Annotated in this window: 18 protein-coding genes; 6 read left to right on the forward strand and 12 right to left on the reverse strand. The window is 57.9% G+C overall.

The genetic code is table 11. The features are described 5' to 3' along the window. Window positions 1-22: 22 nt before the first annotated feature. From pspG to KHQ26_RS21265, 3 genes are all read right to left on the reverse strand, one after another. Window positions 23-265: an envelope stress response protein PspG gene (gene pspG / locus KHQ26_RS21255; RefSeq protein WP_002884940.1), complete on the reverse strand. Its 243-nt coding sequence runs from the start codon at window positions 263-265 to the stop codon at window positions 23-25. Window positions 266-404: 139 nt separating this feature from the next. After that, on the reverse strand, window positions 405-1,403 hold the full coding sequence (dusA, locus tag KHQ26_RS21260) for a tRNA dihydrouridine(20/20a) synthase DusA (RefSeq protein ID WP_004214118.1): 999 nt from the start codon (window positions 1,401-1,403) through the stop codon (window positions 405-407). Window positions 1,404-1,503: 100 nt separating this feature from the next. Continuing rightward, entirely contained in the window at window positions 1,504-1,992 is a 489-nt protein-coding gene (locus tag KHQ26_RS21265; RefSeq protein WP_002884935.1) for a cupin domain-containing protein, read from the reverse strand. 249 nt (window positions 1,993-2,241) lie between these two features. Between KHQ26_RS21265 and zur the strand changes: the two genes are divergently transcribed. Continuing rightward, window positions 2,242-2,757, forward strand: a complete 516-nt coding sequence (gene zur, locus KHQ26_RS21270; RefSeq protein ID WP_002884931.1) for a zinc uptake transcriptional repressor Zur — start codon at window positions 2,242-2,244, stop codon at window positions 2,755-2,757. Between the two features lie 95 nt (window positions 2,758-2,852). On the opposite strand, the gene KHQ26_RS21275 is transcribed toward zur, so the two are convergent. Continuing rightward, window positions 2,853-3,062: a CsbD family protein gene (locus KHQ26_RS21275; protein ID WP_004151747.1), complete on the reverse strand. Its 210-nt coding sequence runs from the start codon at window positions 3,060-3,062 to the stop codon at window positions 2,853-2,855. Window positions 3,063-3,127: 65 nt separating this feature from the next. Here KHQ26_RS21275 and KHQ26_RS21280 point away from each other — a divergent pair, with 65 nt between their 5' ends. After that, window positions 3,128-3,277, forward strand: coding sequence for a hypothetical protein (locus tag KHQ26_RS21280; RefSeq protein ID WP_004219133.1), 150 nt, complete (start codon window positions 3,128-3,130; stop codon window positions 3,275-3,277). A gap of 19 nt (window positions 3,278-3,296) precedes the next feature. On the opposite strand, the gene dinF is transcribed toward KHQ26_RS21280, so the two are convergent. The 3 genes from dinF to KHQ26_RS21295 all read right to left on the reverse strand — a co-directional run bounded on the left by dinF (window position 3,297) and on the right by KHQ26_RS21295 (window position 5,782). Next, a complete protein-coding gene (gene dinF / locus KHQ26_RS21285) occupies window positions 3,297-4,613 on the reverse strand; it encodes an MATE family efflux transporter DinF (RefSeq protein WP_004151748.1) in 1,317 nt (438 codons plus the stop codon). A gap of 69 nt (window positions 4,614-4,682) precedes the next feature. Further along, a complete protein-coding gene (gene lexA, locus KHQ26_RS21290; RefSeq protein ID WP_002884822.1) occupies window positions 4,683-5,291 on the reverse strand; it encodes a transcriptional repressor LexA in 609 nt (202 codons plus the stop codon). Between the two features lie 122 nt (window positions 5,292-5,413). Continuing rightward, window positions 5,414-5,782: a diacylglycerol kinase gene (locus KHQ26_RS21295; protein WP_002884819.1), complete on the reverse strand. Its 369-nt coding sequence runs from the start codon at window positions 5,780-5,782 to the stop codon at window positions 5,414-5,416. Between the two features lie 128 nt (window positions 5,783-5,910). Here KHQ26_RS21295 and plsB point away from each other — a divergent pair, with 128 nt between their 5' ends. Continuing rightward, entirely contained in the window at window positions 5,911-8,334 is a 2,424-nt protein-coding gene (plsB, locus tag KHQ26_RS21300; protein ID WP_211777941.1) for a glycerol-3-phosphate 1-O-acyltransferase PlsB, read from the forward strand. Between the two features lie 48 nt (window positions 8,335-8,382). Here the strand turns inward: plsB and ubiA are convergent, their stop codons facing one another. From ubiA to malK, 5 genes are all read right to left on the reverse strand, one after another. Then, on the reverse strand, window positions 8,383-9,249 hold the full coding sequence (gene ubiA / locus KHQ26_RS21305) for a 4-hydroxybenzoate octaprenyltransferase (RefSeq protein WP_002884808.1): 867 nt from the start codon (window positions 9,247-9,249) through the stop codon (window positions 8,383-8,385). Window positions 9,250-9,261: 12 nt separating this feature from the next. Beyond that, window positions 9,262-9,759 carry a chorismate lyase gene (ubiC, locus tag KHQ26_RS21310; protein WP_002884807.1) on the reverse strand — a complete coding sequence of 166 codons (498 nt, stop codon included), beginning with the start codon at window positions 9,757-9,759 and terminating at the stop codon, window positions 9,262-9,264. A gap of 187 nt (window positions 9,760-9,946) precedes the next feature. Beyond that, a complete protein-coding gene (malM, locus tag KHQ26_RS21315; RefSeq protein WP_004151749.1) occupies window positions 9,947-10,870 on the reverse strand; it encodes a maltose operon protein MalM in 924 nt (307 codons plus the stop codon). Window positions 10,871-10,984: 114 nt separating this feature from the next. Beyond that, window positions 10,985-12,274: a maltoporin gene (locus KHQ26_RS21320; RefSeq protein ID WP_002884747.1), complete on the reverse strand. Its 1,290-nt coding sequence runs from the start codon at window positions 12,272-12,274 to the stop codon at window positions 10,985-10,987. Between the two features lie 83 nt (window positions 12,275-12,357). Beyond that, window positions 12,358-13,467 carry a maltose/maltodextrin ABC transporter ATP-binding protein MalK gene (malK, locus tag KHQ26_RS21325; protein ID WP_002884743.1) on the reverse strand — a complete coding sequence of 370 codons (1,110 nt, stop codon included), beginning with the start codon at window positions 13,465-13,467 and terminating at the stop codon, window positions 12,358-12,360. A gap of 370 nt (window positions 13,468-13,837) precedes the next feature. Between malK and malE the strand changes: the two genes are divergently transcribed. From malE to malG, 3 genes are all read left to right on the forward strand, one after another. Then, window positions 13,838-15,028: a maltose/maltodextrin ABC transporter substrate-binding protein MalE gene (gene malE, locus KHQ26_RS21330; protein ID WP_002884740.1), complete on the forward strand. Its 1,191-nt coding sequence runs from the start codon at window positions 13,838-13,840 to the stop codon at window positions 15,026-15,028. A 117-nt stretch (window positions 15,029-15,145) separates the two neighbouring features. Then, window positions 15,146-16,690, forward strand: a complete 1,545-nt coding sequence (malF, locus tag KHQ26_RS21335; RefSeq protein ID WP_002884726.1) for a maltose ABC transporter permease MalF — start codon at window positions 15,146-15,148, stop codon at window positions 16,688-16,690. A gap of 14 nt (window positions 16,691-16,704) precedes the next feature. Continuing rightward, window positions 16,705-17,595, forward strand: coding sequence for a maltose ABC transporter permease MalG (malG, locus tag KHQ26_RS21340; RefSeq protein WP_002884725.1), 891 nt, complete (start codon window positions 16,705-16,707; stop codon window positions 17,593-17,595). Window positions 17,596-17,644 lie beyond the last annotated feature (49 nt).

Here is a 17,644-nt window from a genome sequence, read left to right on the forward strand (position 1 = left end):
TTGTGACGCACCCCTCAATACCTTAGTAACGCCAACGGTTATTGTCGCGAAAAGCATTTCCGTTCGGGGATTTCAGCGCCCGAATAACCCACACCACCGCCACCGCCAGCAGCAGCCACGGCAGTAATTTGATCATCAAGGCGAACAACCCGCCGACGAACATCAGCGCCGTCGCCACCACGATTGCCGCGATAATCCCCAGCAGCGATACGCCGGTGACCAGCAGCATGACAAAAAATCCAATGACAAATAGCAGTTCCAGCATGGTTCTCTCCCCAAAAAATGAATACTTCACTCTGCAGGTATTACAAAAAGCATGCCAAACATAAGCACTTGACTTTAAAACAAAACGCCCCGCGTCAGTGCGCGAGGCGTGGTCAATTTCACCAGGTTTTGGTCAGAAATTAACGTTTATCGGCCACCAGCTTCAGCGCATGCTCCAGCACCGCAATATCGGCGCCGGCTTTATGCGCATTTTCGCTCAGGTAGCGACGCCACTGGCGAGCGCCAGGGATCCCCTGAAACAGCCCCAGCATATGGCGGGTAATATGGCCCAGATAGGTGCCCTTGCTGAGCTCGCGCTCAATATAGGGGTACATGGCTCGCACCACCGCTACCGGATCGGCATCCGCGCCGGCGACGCCGAAAATTTCGCGGTCGACCGAGGCCAGAATGCCCGGGTTCTGATAGGCCTCACGCCCGACCATCACCCCATCCATATGCTCAAGCTGTACTCTGGCTTCGTCCAGCGATTTGATGCCGCCGTTGATCGCCATCGTAAGGTGGGGGAAATCGCGCTTCAGCTGCCAGACGCGGGGGTAATCCAGCGGCGGGATCTCGCGGTTCTCTTTCGGGCTCAGCCCGGAGAGCCAGGCTTTGCGGGCGTGAATAATAAACATCTCACACTCGCCCTTGCCGGAGACCGTCTCAATGAAATCGCACAGAAACTCATAGCTATCCTGGTCGTCGATACCGATACGGGTTTTTACCGTGACCGGAATCGACACCACATCGCGCATCGCCTTGATACAGTCGGCCACCAGCTGCGCATTGCCCATCAGGCAAGCGCCAAACATCCCGTTCTGCACGCGGTCGGAGGGGCAGCCGACGTTGAGGTTGATCTCATCATAGCCGCGCGCCTCGGCCAGCTTTGCGCACTGCGCCAGGGCCTGGGGATCGCTGCCGCCGAGCTGCAGAGCAACCGGGTGCTCTTCTTCGCTATAGGCCAGATAGTCCCCTTTGCCGTGAATAATCGCCCCGGTGGTCACCATTTCGGTATACAGCAGCGTATGCCGCGACAGCAGCCGCAGGAAGTAGCGGCAGTGTCGGTCGGTCCAGTCGAGCATCGGCGCGATGGAGAAGCGGTGAGCAGGGAAAACAGGTGACGTTGATTCAGGCATCATGGCGAATAAATAAGCATCCGGGTAAAAAGGGGCGCTACTATAGCATAAAGATACACCACAGGCGCATAGTGCGCCGCGCTTCGCCCCTCACCTGAAATGATTACTTTTTCCGCGGCTTGCCGTCGTGTGGACCGAAGAACTGCGGCGGATGGTCAACCCAACGATCCTGGCGCGTCGCGGCATAGCCGGGATTGAGCGGGTAATAAATGCGGTTGTACTTCTTGTTGGCCTCGCCCACCACCAGCAGACGAACTTCCTGCTCGGTGTTATTGAGAAAGGTGTGGCAGATGCCGGTACCAGCGGGAAAACCCACGCTGTCGCCGGGCTCCAGCTTCCAGAGATAGCCGTTTATCCACACTTCCGGATAGCCCTCCAGCACGTAGATGAACTCTTCCTCATCGCTCTCCGCGTGTGGATAAGAGGTGCGCCGCCCGGGCGGCAGCCGCTCGTGGTGGATCCCCAGCCGGTTGAGACGTAAACCTCGCCCCAGCGGCGCGCCGATTGAAAAACGCTCCGGGCTGTCGGGATAAGTAGCATCGTCGGGCCCTTCCAGTTCGCGCCAGTGGCGAATGCAATCAGGTCGTTTCATCGTTTTCTCCCGAAAATGAGACACTTCAGATATAGCATACCCAGGGTCGGGCGTGTTGTGATTAAATCGGACATGGTGGTTTTAGCGAGCGGCTAAGGCGTAGTCTGCTCGAGAATAAGCGGCCAGCGCTCGGGACGGGCGCCGGTGCCGACAACCTGAAGTATGACCCGTATCACCTGCCGGCTCTCGGTGTTTTCTGAGGAACGTGATAAAGTAACAGATTCAAATTCACGCAACCCGAGGATGCTCATGGATAAGACCCCTTCGCAAGAGATGTTAGCGCATGCTGAAAAGCTTTGCGCACAGCGCGGCGTACGCCTGACTCCACAGCGTCTGGAAGTGTTGCGCCTGATGAGCCTGCAGCAAGGGGCAATCAGCGCCTACGATCTGCTGGACTTGCTACGTGAGAAAGAGCCGCAGGCGAAGCCGCCGACGGTTTACCGTGCGCTGGAGTTTTTACTCGAGCAGGGTTTTGTCCATAAGGTAGAGTCAACCAATAGCTATGTGCTGTGCCATCTGTTCGACCAGCCGACCCATAGCTCGGCCATGTTTATCTGCGACCGCTGCGGCGTGGTAAAAGAAGAAGCGGCGGAAGGGGTCGAAGATATCATGCATACGCTGGCGGCCCGCATGGGGTTTGCCCTGCGCCACAATGTGATAGAAGCTCACGGGCTTTGCGCGGGCTGCGTGGAAGTCGAAGCCTGCAGCACCCCGGGACACTGCCAGCACGATCATACTATTCAGCTCAAAAAGAAAGCCCGCTGAGCGGCTGCCGCAGCGGGAAAAAGGGTTAACGGCGCGTCCGTGCGCCATTCAGACAGGCACTAACACAAATGCTTCATTCTTCGGATCAAGGAACGCTACCAGCGATAGTCGTTCTTATGCTCCCAGTCTGAGACTTCTTTCTCAGCCTGATCTTTCTCATAGCCGTAACGCTCCTGAATTTTGCCGACCAGCTGGTCGCGCTTCCCTTCGATTACGGTCATATCATCATCGGTAAGTTTGCCCCACTGTTCCTTGGCTTTACCTTTAAACTGTTTCCAGTTACCGCCGATTTCGTCTTTATTCATAATAACGTCCTCATCATTCGGTGGGTTTACAGCCCGTTTTGTGCCGGACATGGTATTAACTATAGATGAGAATGCTGGCGTCGATTCGTTATTCGGAATTTTTAACCATCGCACCGCGGGATAACGCGAAGAGGATGTTCCCGGCTTGCGCCACGCTGAGCCGGGCTATTGAATCGCCCTGTAAGCGTAGCGCGACCGGGGAAGGTCACGGCTAGCGGCAATGACGGGAGATGACTAACTAAACCATGTGCCGCGTCGCCAGTGACGACGCCAGATCAGCGCCAGCGACAGGCCGCGCAGGGCGAGGAACACCGCCAGCGCCAGCCACAGACCATGGTTGCCAAGCACCGGTAGCGTAAGCAGCGTCACGGCAAACCCCGCCGCGGCGACCGCCATACTGTTCCTCATCTCAGCGCCGCGCGTCGCGCCGATAAACATGCCGTCCAGCAGATAGCACCAGACGCCGACCACCGGCAGGATCGTCTGCCAGATCAGATAGCGATCGGCCAGCTGCTGCAGGGAAGGCAGTGAGGTTAACAACGCGATAATGTACTGCCCCGCCAGGCTGTAAATCAGGGCAAACGCCAGCGCCACCATGCCGGACTGCCGGCAGGCCGCCCGCCACACCTCCAGCAACTGGCTACCGTCGCGCGCGCCGTAAGCCTGGCCGGAGTGAGCCTCCACGGCATAGGCAAAGCCATCCAGCGCGTAGGCGGTAAAGGTCAGCATGGTCATCAGTACGGCGTTAACCGCCACGATGTCGCTGCCCAGACGGGCGCCGAATACGGTCAGCGCGCCAAAGCACAGCTGCAGCAGCAGAGAGCGCAGCATGATGTCCCGATTCAACGCCAATAAACGGCGCAGATCCCCGCGCCAGGCGTTTTTCAGCATCGCCAGCGACACGCCGCGCAGCGTCAGCACCCGCTTCGCCATCAGCAGGCCAATAATGAGGGTGGCGTACTCCGCGGTGACCGTGGCCAGCGCCGCTCCCTGGACGTTCATCCGCAGGCCCATCACCAGCCACAGATCGAGCACAATATTCAACAGATTACCCACCACCAGCAGAATAACCGGCGCCCGGGCGTACTGGACGCCCAGCAGCCAGCCGAGCAGCACCAGGTTGGCCAGCGAGGCGGGGGCGCTGAGCCAGCGAATTTCGAGAAACCGTCTCGCCTGCTCAAGCACCGCCTCGCTGCCGCCGACAATATGCAGAGCGAGGTCAATTAGCGGCAGGCGAAGCAGGATAATCAGCACCCCGGCGCCCAGCGCCAGGGCCAGCGGCTGCACCAGCGCCCGCGCCAGGCGCTGCGGATCTTTGGCGCCCCAGGCCTGAGCGGTGAGCCCGGTGGTGCTCATGCGCAGGAACAACAGCAGCATGAAGAGGAAACTGGTGGCCGTCGCCCCGACCGCTACGCCGCCGAGGTATACCGGGCTGTCCAGGTGGCCGATCACCGCCGTATCCACCAGCCCCAGCAGCGGGACGGTGATGTTGGAGAAAATCATAGGGAGGGCAAGACGCCACAGCGCTTTATCGGCAGCGTTGAGCAGCATGTTTGAGGACCTGATTGAGGAAAAACGTCGCAGCGTCACGCAACAGATGACGCTGCGCAGAGGCAGGCGCTACAGCCATTCTCCATTACGGATCACGCCAACGGCCAGACCCTCAATGGTAAAACTCTGCTGGCGCAGATCGACGACGATCGGGGAAAACTCGCTGTTTTCCGGCAACAGTTCAACGACATTGCCCTGCTTTTTCAGGCGCTTCACCGTCACTTCTTCATCGATACGCGCGACAACCACCTGGCCGTTACGCACATCCTGGGTTTTGTGGACCGCCAGCAAATCGCCATCCAGAATACCGATGTCTTTCATCGACATCCCACTGACGCGCAGCAGGAAATCGGCGTTGGGCTTAAACATCGACGGGTCGACCTGATAGTGGCCTTCAATATGCTGCTGCGCCAGCAGCGGCTCACCGGCGGCGACGCGGCCGATCAGCGGCAGGCCTTGCTCTTCTTCCGTCAGCAGGCGAATACCGCGAGAAGCGCCGGAGACGATCTCGATCGCGCCTTTACGCGCCAGCGCTTTCAGGTGTTCTTCCGCCGCGTTTGGGGAACGGAACCCCAAGCGCTGAGCAATTTCCGCACGCGTCGGCGGCATGCCCGTCTGGCTGATATGATCCCTAATGAGATCAAACACCTCTTGCTGCCTGGTCGTTAACGCTTTCATTCCGCCCCCTGGGTGTATATACAGTTATGCTGTGAGTATATACAGCTAACGGTGATTTTGGAACCACATGGCACACAAAAATCGGCGGATTGTTCATATTTTGCGAGGGTTAGCGAAGAACGTTAGTGATAATGGCTCCACAGCAGCGTTCCCCAGGTGATCAGCGCGATGATAATCGCCAGCAGAACCGCCGCCGACCCCATATCTTTGGCGCGCCCTGAAAGCTCGTGAAAATCCGAGCCGATACGGTCCACAACCGCTTCAATCGCGCTGTTGAGAATTTCGACTATCATCACTAGCAGGACCGAGCCAATCAGCAATACGCGGGTGATGGCGTCGACGTCCAGCCAGCAGGCTACCGCGACGGCCACGATAGCGGCGACGCCTTCCTGACGAAACGCAGCCTCGTTGATCCACGCCGCGCGAAATCCTTTCCAGGAGTAACCTGCCGCCTTAATGATCCGGGTTAACCCGGTGGTATTATTGGCCATCACAAAACCTTTTTACGTAAATGACGTCGATGAGTGTGCGCGTTTGCCGCGTGGTAACGGAAATTTTGCCCACTTTCTGTTATTCTTGCCGCGCATTTGCATGATTAACCAGAGGCTTCACATCGTTTATGTCCGGCTGGCAACGAATTTACTATAAATTACTGAATTTACCATTACAGGTGCTGGTAAAAAGCAAGTCTATTCCGGCAGAGCCTGCCCAGGAATTAGGACTCGATACCTCGCGTCCGGTCATGTACGTCCTGCCCTATAATTCGAAGGCAGACCTGCTGACGCTGCGCGCCCAATGCCTGGCGCATGATTTACCTGACCCGCTTGAACCGCTGGAAATCGACGGCGCCCTGCTGCCGCGTTACGTATTCATCCACGGTGGGCCGCGCGTATTTACTTATTACACGCCAAAAGAAGAGTCCATCAAGCTGTTCCACGATTACCTCGATCTGCACCGCAACCATCCGGACCTCGATGTGCAAATGGTGCCGGTTTCGGTCATGTTCGGCCGTTCGCCGGGTCGCGAGAAAGGAGAAGTCAATCCGCCGCTGCGGATGCTGAACGGCATTCAGAAATTTTTCGCCGTCTCCTGGCTCGGCCGCGACAGTTTCGTGCGCTTCTCGCCGTCCGTTTCGCTGCGCCGCATGGCGGATGAGCACGGTACCGATAAGATCATCGCCCAGAAGCTGGCTCGCGTCGCTCGCATGCATTTTGCCCGCCAGCGGCTGGCCGCCGTCGGCCCGCGTCTGCCGGCCCGCCAGGATCTGTTTAATAAACTGCTGGCCTCGAAAGCGATTGCCCGCGCGGTGGAAGACGAAGCGCGCAGCAAGAAAATTTCGCACGAGAAGGCACAGCAGAACGCTATCGCGCTGATGGAAGAGATTGCGGCGAACTTCTCATACGAGATGATCCGCCTGACCGACCGCATTCTCGGCTTCACCTGGAACCGCCTGTACCAGGGCATCAACGTGCATAACGCCGAGCGCGTACGCCAGTTGGCGCACGACGGCCATGAAATTGTCTATGTCCCCTGCCACCGCAGCCACATGGACTATCTGCTGCTCTCCTACGTCCTGTACCATCAGGGGCTGGTCCCTCCGCATATCGCGGCGGGCATCAACCTAAACTTCTGGCCGGCCGGGCCGATCTTCCGCCGCCTCGGCGCCTTCTTTATTCGCCGCACCTTTAAGGGCAACAAACTCTATTCCACCGTGTTCCGCGAATACCTTGGCGAACTGTTCAGCCGCGGCTATTCCGTGGAGTATTTCGTCGAAGGCGGCCGCTCCCGTACCGGCCGCCTGCTCGATCCGAAGACCGGTACGCTGTCGATGACCATCCAGGCGATGCTGCGCGGCGGAACCCGACCGATCACCCTGGTGCCGATTTACATCGGCTATGAGCACGTGATGGAGGTAGGAACCTACGCCAAAGAGCTGCGCGGCGCCACTAAAGAGAAAGAGAGTCTGCCGCAGATGGTGCGCGGTTTAAGCAAGCTGCGCAACCTGGGCCAGGGTTACGTTAACTTCGGCGAACCGCTGCCGCTGATGACCTATCTTAACCAGCATGTGCCGGATTGGCGGGAAGCGATCGACCCGATCGAAGCGGTTCGCCCCTCCTGGCTGACGCCGACGGTGAATAGCATCGCCGCTGACCTGATGGTGCGCATCAATAACGCCGGCGCGGCCAACGCCATGAACCTGTGCTGTACGGCGCTACTGGCCTCCCGCCAGCGTTCGCTGACCCGTGAGCAGCTCACCCAGCAGTTAGAGTGCTACCTCGCGCTGCTGCGCAATGTGCCCTATTCTCCGGATGCGACCGCCCCATCCGCTTCGGCCAACGAGCTCATCGATCATGCGCTGCAGATGAACAAGTTCGAAGTGGAGAAGGACACCATTGGCGACATCATCATCCTGCCGCGCGAGCAGGCGGTGCTGATGACCTACTATCGCAACAATATCGCCCATATGCTGGTGATGCCGTCGCTGTTAGCCGCTCTGGTGACTCAGCATCGTCATCTCAACCGCGCCGAAGTGCTGCGTCATGTGGAAACACTCTATCCGTTCCTCAAGGCCGAGCTGTTCCTGCGCTGGGAAAAAGCGGAGCTGGCCGGAGTGGTGGATGCGCTGATTGCCGAGATGCTGCGTCAGGAGCTGATCGTCGTCGATGGCGATGTCATGAGCCTCAACCCGTCGCACTCTCGCTCCCTGCAGCTGCTGGCCGCTGGCGCCCGCGAGACGCTGCAGCGCTATGCCATCACCTTCTGGCTGCTGAGCGCTAACCCGGCCATCAACCGCAGCTCGCTGGAAAAAGAGAGTCGCACCGTGGCCCAGCGTCTGTCGGTGCTACACGGCATCAATGCGCCGGAGTTCTTCGACAAAGCGGTGTTCAGCACCCTGGTGTTGACCCTGCGCGATGAAGGCTATATCAGCGACACCGGCGACGCCGAGCCGGAAGAGACCCTGAAGGTTTATCGGATGCTGGCGGATTTGATTACGTCGGATGTCCGACTGACCATTGAGAGCGTCACGCAGGACGACGCGTAACGCGGCGTTTGCTGCCCCCCGGAATGCCGGGGGGCAGCGGACAGGAGGTTACAGATAGCTCATCGCCAGGCCGAGGAACAGCACCAGCCCGACGTAGTTATTGTTCATAAACGCTTTGAAGCAGTTATCGCGGTCGCGATTGAAGATAAGCTTCTGCTGCCAGCCAAACAGACCCGCCGCCACGAACAGCGACCAGTAATATTCCCAGCCCAGCCCATTCAGCCAACCCACCGCGCCCATCAGCGCCAGTACGGCCACCTGCAGGATACCGATAATCAGACGATCGTTTTCGCCAAACAGGATCGCCGTCGACTTGATGCCGATCTTAACGTCGTCATCGCGATCCACCATCGCATACTGGGTATCGTAGGCCACCGCCCACAGAATATTGGCGAGGAACATCAGCCAGCAGCTCAGCGGCAGCGATTCGCTGACGGCCGAGAAGGCCATCGGGATCGACCAGCCAAAGGCCGCGCCCAGCACCACCTGCGGCAGATGAGTGTAGCGCTTCATAAACGGATAGACCCACGCCAGCGCCAGCGCCGCCACCGACAGCAGAATGGTCATGGTGTTAAGGGTGAGCACCAACAGGAAAGAGAGCAGCACCAGCACGATAAACAGCGTTCGCGCCTCTTTCTCGGTAACATCGCCGCTCGGCAGCGGACGGCGGGCGGTACGCTTTACGTGACCATCAAATTTTCGGTCGGCATAGTCATTCACCACGCAGCCGGCGGCGCGCATCAGCCAGACGCCGGCGACGAATACCGCCAGGATCCACAGCGGCGGGACGCCCGGCGAGGCCACCCATAGCGCCCACAGCGTCGGCCACAGCAGCAGCAAAGCGCCGATCGGTTTGTCAGTGCGCATCAGGCGATGAAACGCCAACAGCTTATTCTGCGACAGACTCCACTCCATTTTTTCTTCCTCTTAGTACAACGGCGACGCAGGCAAAAAAAGCTCGGTCAGCAGCAGGGGTTTGCCGCTCAGCCGCAGGCGGGAACGACGCCCCCACAGCGCTGCATCGCGACCAATTTCAATAAAATCGCGGGTTAATGTCGACGACGTAAACAGGTATCGGCCCAGCGGAGTTTGCCCGAGCTGCTGTAGCGCCAGCTCCGGACCACACAGCGTCGACTCCGGCGCCACCGTGCGCCCGGCCAGCCAGGGCTCGCCATCGGCATTGAGTATAATCTCCCGCAGCCAGTAGCGCGGCTCGTCGGGCAGCAGCGCCGCTTCGTCAGTCAGCGCGTCACGGCCGATATACCCTTCGTTAACCAGGGTCACGGTGACCTGCTTTCCTTGTTGTTCAAAGCGCTGGGTCATTGAGTCCTCCAGCAGCAGCCAGTCACTTAGCGGCGGCGGCAGGGATGGCATAACGGCAAAATAGCGCAGCGCACGCAGTCGCGTAAGCGCAGGATGGGACATGCCTGATTCTCCGGTACATAACGTGAAAGCATTGTATCGCAGAATAGGCGGTTGGTGGCGGGCAAACGTCAATATACGATCATTCACGCAACAGCCATGCAACAGGCTGCCGCGCGTGCAAAAAAAGGTGCATCCCGGAGGATGCACCTAAAGGCTGTGCCTAAACATCAGCATTGTGGGGAGACGATTACCCCTTGCCTTTTACACTGCTGATAAAGGTGGAACGAGCGGATTTCGAGCCGAGGCGCTCAGCTTCGTTCATCAATTTCAGGGCTTTGTCGATGTCACCTTGTTTCACCGCCTGCTTAATACCATTGTTGAAGTAGGTTTCGGTATCGCTGAGCATCGGTTCGCTTTTGGCGGCCGGCGCCGCGGCGGCGGCTGGCGCGGCTACCGGCGCCGCGGTGTTGCCGACGGTTACCGGACCCGGGCCGGAGGAGCCGAACAGCGGCCCCACCAGCACGCTGGAAGTGCTATTAGTTTTCACTTTCAGCTTCAGCACGCCATCGGTGGTATGTTTAGCGATCGGATCCGGGATATCCGGGGCCGCATTGCCGGCGCCTTTGGCATAGGCTTTCGCCGGATCCAGCAGGGTCGTGGTCTGCTGGAGATCTTTTTCAGTGGTAAACACCAGCACATAGAGCTTTTGCTGGCCCAGCGCCGGGGTCAGGCGCATCACGCCGCCCAGGCGGTCAGCGGTCATCACGCCCGGCTGCTGATAGGTAAAGTAATTGCTGGGGAAGAACGCCGCGGGCGTCATGTTCTGGTCGAGAATCAGCACGTTCGGCGCAAAAATCTGCTTATGTTTGTTCAGTTCGCTGTCGAGCGTCAGGGTCAGCTCACCGATATTGGCCGGCACGCTCCAGGCGGCGACCGGTCCGACGATCCCCGGGACATCCAGGCGTTGACCGCCGGTAGTTAAATCAACGCTCTGCGTCTTTGATTGATCGGCAGGCGTCCAGATCAGCTGCTGCAGCGCGCTGGCTGGAATAGCCGGCGCGGCGCTGGTGTTCTGCGGTACAAAGTTAACATCGGCAAGGCTCATCCCCGGCACGCATGCCAACATCCCTGCGGATAAACACAGAGCGACGAGAGTTTTCTTCATTTTCATTCTTCTCACCTTGGATAGCATCGGTTTAGCGGTAGCCAGGCAATAGCGCGCTAACCCTGAATAATCAGGAGGGGCTGACGCCCCTCCCAGGTTACACCCGTCCTGCGGACGGTATTACCACCACACTTCCATCTGGGCACCGAAGGTAACTTCGCTGTCGTCACCGCGGCTGGAGGTGAAAGCGCCGCTTCCGCTGCTGTCTTTCGTCTGCAGACCGGAGGTGTTGCTGTAGCCCCAGTTTTCATCCCACTTCGCGTAGGTTGCGAAGATACGGATAGCCGGACGAGACCAGACGCTGTTGCCTGCCTGCCACTGTTGAGCCAGAGTAATTTTGTACTGGTTGTTGTTTTCGCTGGTACGCTGGGATTTCACGTTGTCGTAACCGATTTCCAGCTGGGTGCTCATGATCGGCGTCCATTTGTACATCGGACGGACACCCACGGTGTACCAGGTAGAACCGTTCTTGCTGTCCAGATCCACGTCCTGGTACATTGCCACGTACATCAGGCCCCAGTCATCGTTGAAGTCCATCGCGCCGTGATCCAGAACGCGGATCATGCTGCCGTTGTTATCGATGCTGGTCCCCTGAGAGTGGCCGCTGTTCCAGGAGGTCATTGCGTCAGTGGCGTACTGAACCACAAACTTGTTGAAGCCGCCCCAGATAGACTGAGTATGTTCACCGGTCCACATCCAGCCGTCTTTCGACGCGCCGTCTTCCAGGCGATAGTCATCCTGCGGGTTAGCACGGCCGTAATCGACCCCTAACTCCAGCACGCCGCCCGGGTTGGTTTCCAGACCCGCCAGACGGATATCAAAGACGTCGTTGGCAGTTTTCGCAGCATATTTTTTGGTGTCATCGCTGGAGAAAGTATAAGAGCCGCCGCTTTCTGAGTTACGGGTAGCGGCCAGAGAGAGCTTACCGAAGCCAAGGTCAACGTTTTCCAGACCTGCACCCGGGCCGGAGATATCCCAGTAGTAGAAGTCGATCATGTGAACGTCATGACGCTGATAGAAGCGTTTACCCGCCCACAGCGTGGAGCCCGGCAGCCAGTCGATCAGGTTTTTACCCTGGATGTTGGCTTCACGGAACGCCGGAGAGGTGCTTTCCCAGTCATCTTCCTGATTCACGGAATAGGCAACGTTAGTATCGAAATAAAAACTCTTATCCCCTTCCTTCCACAGCTCCTGGCCCAGCTTCAGTTCCGCATAGGTTTCACATTCGTTACCAAGACGGTATTTACTTTGAGCGCCGGTCGCTTTGAAGCACTGTTGCTCGCCGCCGCTGCCGGTCCAGCCAATGCCGGAACGCGCGTAGCCATGGAAATCGACAGCCAGCGCCTGAGCAGACATCACGCCTGCTGCGACGGCGACCGCCAGAGGAAGTTTGCGCAGAGTAATCATCATTCTATCTCCTGAGATCATTGCTTTTCTTTGCACGCTTCGCCGGTATATCGCCAGCCGGGTTCGCGCTTTTTTAATGGGAAGCCTTACACGCCCGGCTCTTTATGCAGCCGACGACAAGCGGTGCCATCCTCACGGAATAAATGGCAACGTTCTGGCGGCAAACCGATAGCGAATGTGGCTCCCTCTTCTACCAACACCACGTCGTTCTGGCGGTAAACCAGGTTCTGACGGATGGCGGGGATCTGGATATGAATTTGCGTTTCGTGACCGAGCTGTTCGACGACCTGGACCTCGCCTTCAAGGGTTACATCGGCGATATCGCTGGGCAGTAAATGCTCCGGTCGAATACCTAAGGACATATTGGCGCCCGCCTGCACGTTGGCGCTGTCCACCGGTAGCCAGATTTGCTGACGGTTCGGCAGTTCAACCTGCACCTGATCGATAGCCGTCGCGGTGACTTTGACCGGCAGGAAGTTCATCTTCGGTGAACCAATGAAGCCGGCAACGAAGCGGTCAGCCGGATAGTGATAGAGCTCCAGCGGTTTCCCAACCTGCGCCACACGGCCGGCGTCGAGGACCACGATCTTGTCGGCGAGGGTCATCGCTTCCACCTGATCGTGGGTGACATAGATCATGGTGCGGCCCAGTCGCTTATGCAGACGGGAGATTTCGATACGCATCTGGACGCGCAGGGCGGCATCGAGGTTGGAAAGCGGCTCATCCAGCAGGAAAACGCTTGGCTCTGCCACCAGCGTACGACCAATCGCCACGCGCTGGCGCTGACCGCCGGAGAGGGCTTTCGGTTTACGCTCCAGCAGATGGGCCAGCTGCAGCACTTCCGCAACCTGAGTCACCCGCTGGTTAATCAGATCTTTTTTCGCGCCGGCCAGCTTCAGGCCAAACGACATATTTTCCGCAACGGAAAGGTGGGGATAGAGTGCATAAGACTGGAATACCATCCCAACGCCGCGTTCTGCCGGTGGGATCTCGTTCATGCGGGTGTCACCGATAAACAGGTCCCCGCTGGTAATAGTTTCTAACCCGGCAATCATACGCAGCAGGGTAGATTTGCCGCAGCCCGATGGCCCGACAAACACGACGAATTCCCCTTCGTGGATATCGAGATTGATATCTTTCGATACCACCACGTCACCCCAGGCTTTCGTTACATTTCGCAGCTGTACGCTCGCCATGCCCTTCTCCCTTCATTACAACCTGTCACTAACAGTCACATTCAAGATGGGTCGACTATGCGGCATTCATTACGCAGGCAAATCCTCCACCCCCCGGCTTTTTTATGGGGGAGGAGATGGGAGGATGAGAGATTGGCTCTCGCCGCGGGGGATGGCGGCCGGAGCGTGATTTCGTGATGGAGGCGACAAAATTGGGCGCTTTTTTCTGTGCTCCAGGACGCAATACGGCCGTTTTTGCAATGGAGATCACACAACCAGCGGGTGGGGCGTAGACCTGGGGAGGATGGAAAGGGGTTGTTAAAAAAGGAAACTCATCATCGTTAAGCCACCGAAGTGTATCCACGAGTACAACACCAAAAAGGACGGGTATATGAAAATCAAAACTGGCGCTCGCATCCTCGCGCTGTCGGCACTGACCACGATGATGTTTTCCGCCTCTGCCCTCGCAAAAATTGAAGAAGGTAAGCTGGTTATCTGGATTAACGGCGACAAAGGCTACAACGGCCTCGCTGAAGTGGGTAAAAAGTTTGAAAAAGACACCGGCATTAAAGTTTCCGTAGAACACCCGGACAAGCTGGAAGAGAAATTCCCGCAGGTTGCGGCGACCGGCGACGGCCCGGACATCATCTTCTGGGCGCATGACCGTTTCGGCGGCTACGCGCAGTCGGGCCTGCTGGCGGAAATCACCCCGGACAAAGCGTTCCAGGACAAACTCTATCCGTTCACCTGGGATGCGGTTCGCTATAACGGCAAACTGATCGCCTACCCGATCGCAGTCGAAGCCCTGTCCCTGATTTACAACAAAGACCTGGTGCCGAACCCGCCGAAGACCTGGGAAGAGATCCCGGCGCTGGATAAAGAACTGAAAGCGAAAGGTAAGAGCGCGCTGATGTTCAACCTGCAGGAACCGTACTTCACCTGGCCGCTGATCGCTGCCGACGGCGGATACGCGTTCAAGTTTGAAAACGGCAAGTACGATGTGAAAGACGTCGGCGTGGACAGCGCAGGCGCGAAAGCGGGCCTGACCTTCCTGGTTGACCTGATCAAGAACAAGCACATGAATGCCGACACCGACTACTCCATCGCGGAAGCGGCCTTCAACAAAGGCGAAACCGCGATGACCATCAACGGTCCGTGGGCGTGGTCTAACATCGATAAGAGCAAGGTTAACTACGGCGTGACCCTGCTGCCAACCTTTAAAGGCAAACCATCGAAACCGTTCGTTGGCGTGCTGAGCGCGGGGATCAACGCCGCCAGCCCGAACAAAGAGCTGGCCAAAGAGTTCCTCGAAAACTACCTGATGACCGATCAGGGTCTGGAAGCCGTTAACAACGACAAACCGCTGGGTGCCGTGGCGCTGAAATCCTTCCAGGAAAAACTGGAAAAAGATCCGCGCATCGCTGCCACCATGGCGAACGCCCAGAAAGGCGAAATCATGCCTAACATCCCGCAGATGTCTGCCTTCTGGTATGCCGTTCGTACCGCGGTTATCAACGCCGCCAGCGGTCGCCAGACTGTCGATGCTGCGCTGAAAGATGCACAGAGCCGTATCACTAAGTAAGAAAACGGCGGGTGGCGCGTGCGCCTACCCGCCCTACCACTACGGCTCGGACCGTAGGTCAGGTAAGCGAAGCGCCACCTGACAAATAAGTTTTCACCGCTGTAGAGGATGATCCCCATGGATGCCGTTAAAAAGAGACACTGGTGGCAAAGCCCGCAACTCACATGGTCTGTGATTGGCTTACTGTGCCTGCTGGTGGGTTACCTTGTTGTTTTGATGTACGCCCAGGGGGAGTACCTGTTCGCCATCATGACGCTAATTTTAAGCTCAGTTGGCCTGTATATTTTCGCTAATCGCAAGGCTTATGCCTGGCGCTATGTTTATCCCGGCCTCGCCGGCATGGGCCTGTTTGTCCTGTTTCCGCTGATCTGCACTATCGCTATCGCGTTTACCAACTACAGCAGCACCAACCAGCTGACCTTTGAGCGTGCGCAGCAGGTGCTGATGGATCGTTCCTTCCAGGCCGGCAAAGCCTATAATTTCACGCTGATCCCTGCGGGTGACGAGTGGAAGCTGGCGCTGACCGACGGCGAAAGCGGTAAAAACTACCTTTCTGACGCCTTTAAATTTGGCGGCGAGCAGAAGCTGGCGTTAAAAGAAACCGACGCCCTGCCGGAAGGCGAGCGCGCCAACCTGCGCGTGATTACCCAGAATCGCACCGCGCTGAACCAGCTGACCGCTGTGCTGCCGGATGACAGCAAAGTCATCATGAGCTCCCTGCGCCAGTTCTCCGGTACCCAGCCTCTGTATACCCTCGGCGAAGACGGGGTACTGACCAACAATCAGACCCACGTTAAATACCGCCCGAACAACGACGTCGGCTTCTACCAGTCAATTAACGCCGACGGCAGCTGGGGCAATGAGAAGCTGAGCCCGGGCTACACTGTGACTATCGGCTGGGACAACTTTACCCGCGTCTTCCACGATGAAGGCATTCAGAAACCGTTCTTTGCGATCTTCGTCTGGACGGTGGTGTTCTCGGTGCTGACCGTGGTGCTGACCGTCGCGGTGGGGATGATCCTCGCCTGCCTGGTGCAGTGGGAAGCGCTGAAAGGCAAAGCGATTTATCGCGTCCTGCTGATTCTGCCGTACGCCGTACCGTCGTTTATTTCGATTCTGATTTTCAAAGGGCTGTTCAACCAGAGCTTTGGTGAAATCAACATGATGCTCAGCACGCTGTTCGGCATTAAGCCGGCCTGGTTTAGCGACCCGACCACCGCGCGCACCATGATCATCATCGTCAACACCTGGCTGGGCTACCCGTACATGATGATCCTGTGCATGGGGCTGCTGAAGGCGATTCCGGACGATCTGTACGAAGCGTCGGCAATGGATGGCGCCGGCCCGTTCCAGAACTTCTTTAAAATTACCTTCCCGCTGCTGATTAAGCCGCTAACGCCGCTGATGATCGCCAGCTTCGCCTTTAACTTTAACAACTTCGTCCTGATTCAATTGTTGACCAACGGCGGTCCGGACCGTCTCGGCACCACCACCCCGGCCGGTTATACCGACCTGCTGGTGAGCTACACCTATCGCATCGCCTTTGAAGGCGGCGGCGGTCAGGACTTCGGCCTGGCGGCGGCTATCGCAACGCTAATCTTCCTGCTGGTTGGCGCGTTAGCGATTGTGAATCTGAAAGCCACGCGCATGAAGTTTGATTAAGGGAGATAACGATAATGGCTATGGTCCAACCCAAATCGCAGAAGCTACGTTTATTTACCACGCATCTCCTGCTACTGATTTTTATCGCCGCGATTATGTTTCCGCTGCTGATGGTTATCGCCATCTCGCTGCGCGAGGGTAACTTCGCCACCGGCAGCCTGATCCCGGATACCATCTCCTGGGAGCACTGGCGTCTGGCGTTAGGCTTCAGCGTCGAACACGCCGATGGCCGCGTCACGCCGCCGCCGTTCCCGGTCCTGCTGTGGCTGTGGAACTCGATTAAGGTCGCCGGGATCACCGCGATCGGTATCGTCGCTCTCTCCACCACCTGCGCCTACGCTTTCGCCCGTATGCGCTTCCCGGGGAAAGCGACCCTGCTGAAAGGGATGCTGATTTTCCAGATGTTCCCGGCGGTGCTGTCGCTGGTTGCCCTGTACGCGTTGTTTGACCGCCTGGGCCAGTACATCCCGTTCGTCGGCCTCAACACCCACGGCGGCGTCATCTTTGCCTACATGGGCGGTATCGCGCTGCACGTCTGGACGATTAAAGGCTACTTCGAAACCATCGATGGCTCGCTGGAAGAAGCGGCGGCGCTGGATGGCGCGACCCCATGGCAGGCTTTCCGTCTGGTGCTGCTGCCGCTGTCGGTGCCGATTCTGGCAGTCGTGTTTATTCTGTCGTTCATCGCGGCCATCACCGAAGTGCCGGTCGCCTCGCTGCTGCTGCGCGATGTGAACAGCTATACCCTGGCGGTAGGTATGCAACAGTATCTCAACCCGCAGAACTATCTGTGGGGCGACTTTGCCGCCGCGGCGGTGCTCTCCGCCATTCCGATCACGGTTGTCTTCCTGCTGGCGCAGCGCTGGCTGGTTAATGGCCTGACGGCGGGTGGAGTGAAAGGTTAATTTTTTTGTAACACCGGCCCCAAATTTCAGAGGAGGGCCGACGGTCTAG

The sequence above is a fragment of the Klebsiella sp. 10 genome, assembly GCF_018223925.1.
Classification (GTDB): Bacteria; Pseudomonadota; Gammaproteobacteria; order Enterobacterales; family Enterobacteriaceae; genus Klebsiella; species Klebsiella pneumoniae.

Bases quoted from the DNA above. Each gene is read 5' to 3' on its own strand.
- KHQ26_RS21320 (WP_002884747.1), bottom strand. From the start codon at position 12,274: ATGATGATTACTCTGCGCAAACTTCCTCTGGCGGTCGCCGTCGCAGCA.
- KHQ26_RS21295 (WP_002884819.1), bottom strand. From the start codon at position 5,782: ATGGCCAATAATACCACCGGGTTAACCCGGATCATTAAGGCGGCAGGT.
- dinF (WP_004151748.1), bottom strand. From the start codon at position 4,613: ATGCTGCTCAACGCTGCCGATAAAGCGCTGTGGCGTCTTGCCCTCCCT.
- plsB (WP_211777941.1), top strand. From the start codon at position 5,911: ATGTCCGGCTGGCAACGAATTTACTATAAATTACTGAATTTACCATTA.
- KHQ26_RS21280 (WP_004219133.1), top strand. From the start codon at position 3,128: ATGAGAATGCTGGCGTCGATTCGTTATTCGGAATTTTTAACCATCGCA.
- KHQ26_RS21265 (WP_002884935.1), bottom strand. From the start codon at position 1,992: ATGAAACGACCTGATTGCATTCGCCACTGGCGCGAACTGGAAGGGCCC.
- ubiA (WP_002884808.1), bottom strand. From the start codon at position 9,249: ATGGAGTGGAGTCTGTCGCAGAATAAGCTGTTGGCGTTTCATCGCCTG.
- malK (WP_002884743.1), bottom strand. From the start codon at position 13,467: ATGGCGAGCGTACAGCTGCGAAATGTAACGAAAGCCTGGGGTGACGTG.
- dusA (WP_004214118.1), bottom strand. From the start codon at position 1,403: ATGATGCCTGAATCAACGTCACCTGTTTTCCCTGCTCACCGCTTCTCC.
- zur (WP_002884931.1), top strand. From the start codon at position 2,242: ATGGATAAGACCCCTTCGCAAGAGATGTTAGCGCATGCTGAAAAGCTT.
- KHQ26_RS21275 (WP_004151747.1), bottom strand. From the start codon at position 3,062: ATGAATAAAGACGAAATCGGCGGTAACTGGAAACAGTTTAAAGGTAAA.
- lexA (WP_002884822.1), bottom strand. From the start codon at position 5,291: ATGAAAGCGTTAACGACCAGGCAGCAAGAGGTGTTTGATCTCATTAGG.
- malM (WP_004151749.1), bottom strand. From the start codon at position 10,870: ATGAAAATGAAGAAAACTCTCGTCGCTCTGTGTTTATCCGCAGGGATG.
- ubiC (WP_002884807.1), bottom strand. From the start codon at position 9,759: ATGTCCCATCCTGCGCTTACGCGACTGCGTGCGCTGCGCTATTTTGCC.
- malG (WP_002884725.1), top strand. From the start codon at position 16,705: ATGGCTATGGTCCAACCCAAATCGCAGAAGCTACGTTTATTTACCACG.
- malE (WP_002884740.1), top strand. From the start codon at position 13,838: ATGAAAATCAAAACTGGCGCTCGCATCCTCGCGCTGTCGGCACTGACC.
- pspG (WP_002884940.1), bottom strand. From the start codon at position 265: ATGCTGGAACTGCTATTTGTCATTGGATTTTTTGTCATGCTGCTGGTC.
- malF (WP_002884726.1), top strand. From the start codon at position 15,146: ATGGATGCCGTTAAAAAGAGACACTGGTGGCAAAGCCCGCAACTCACA.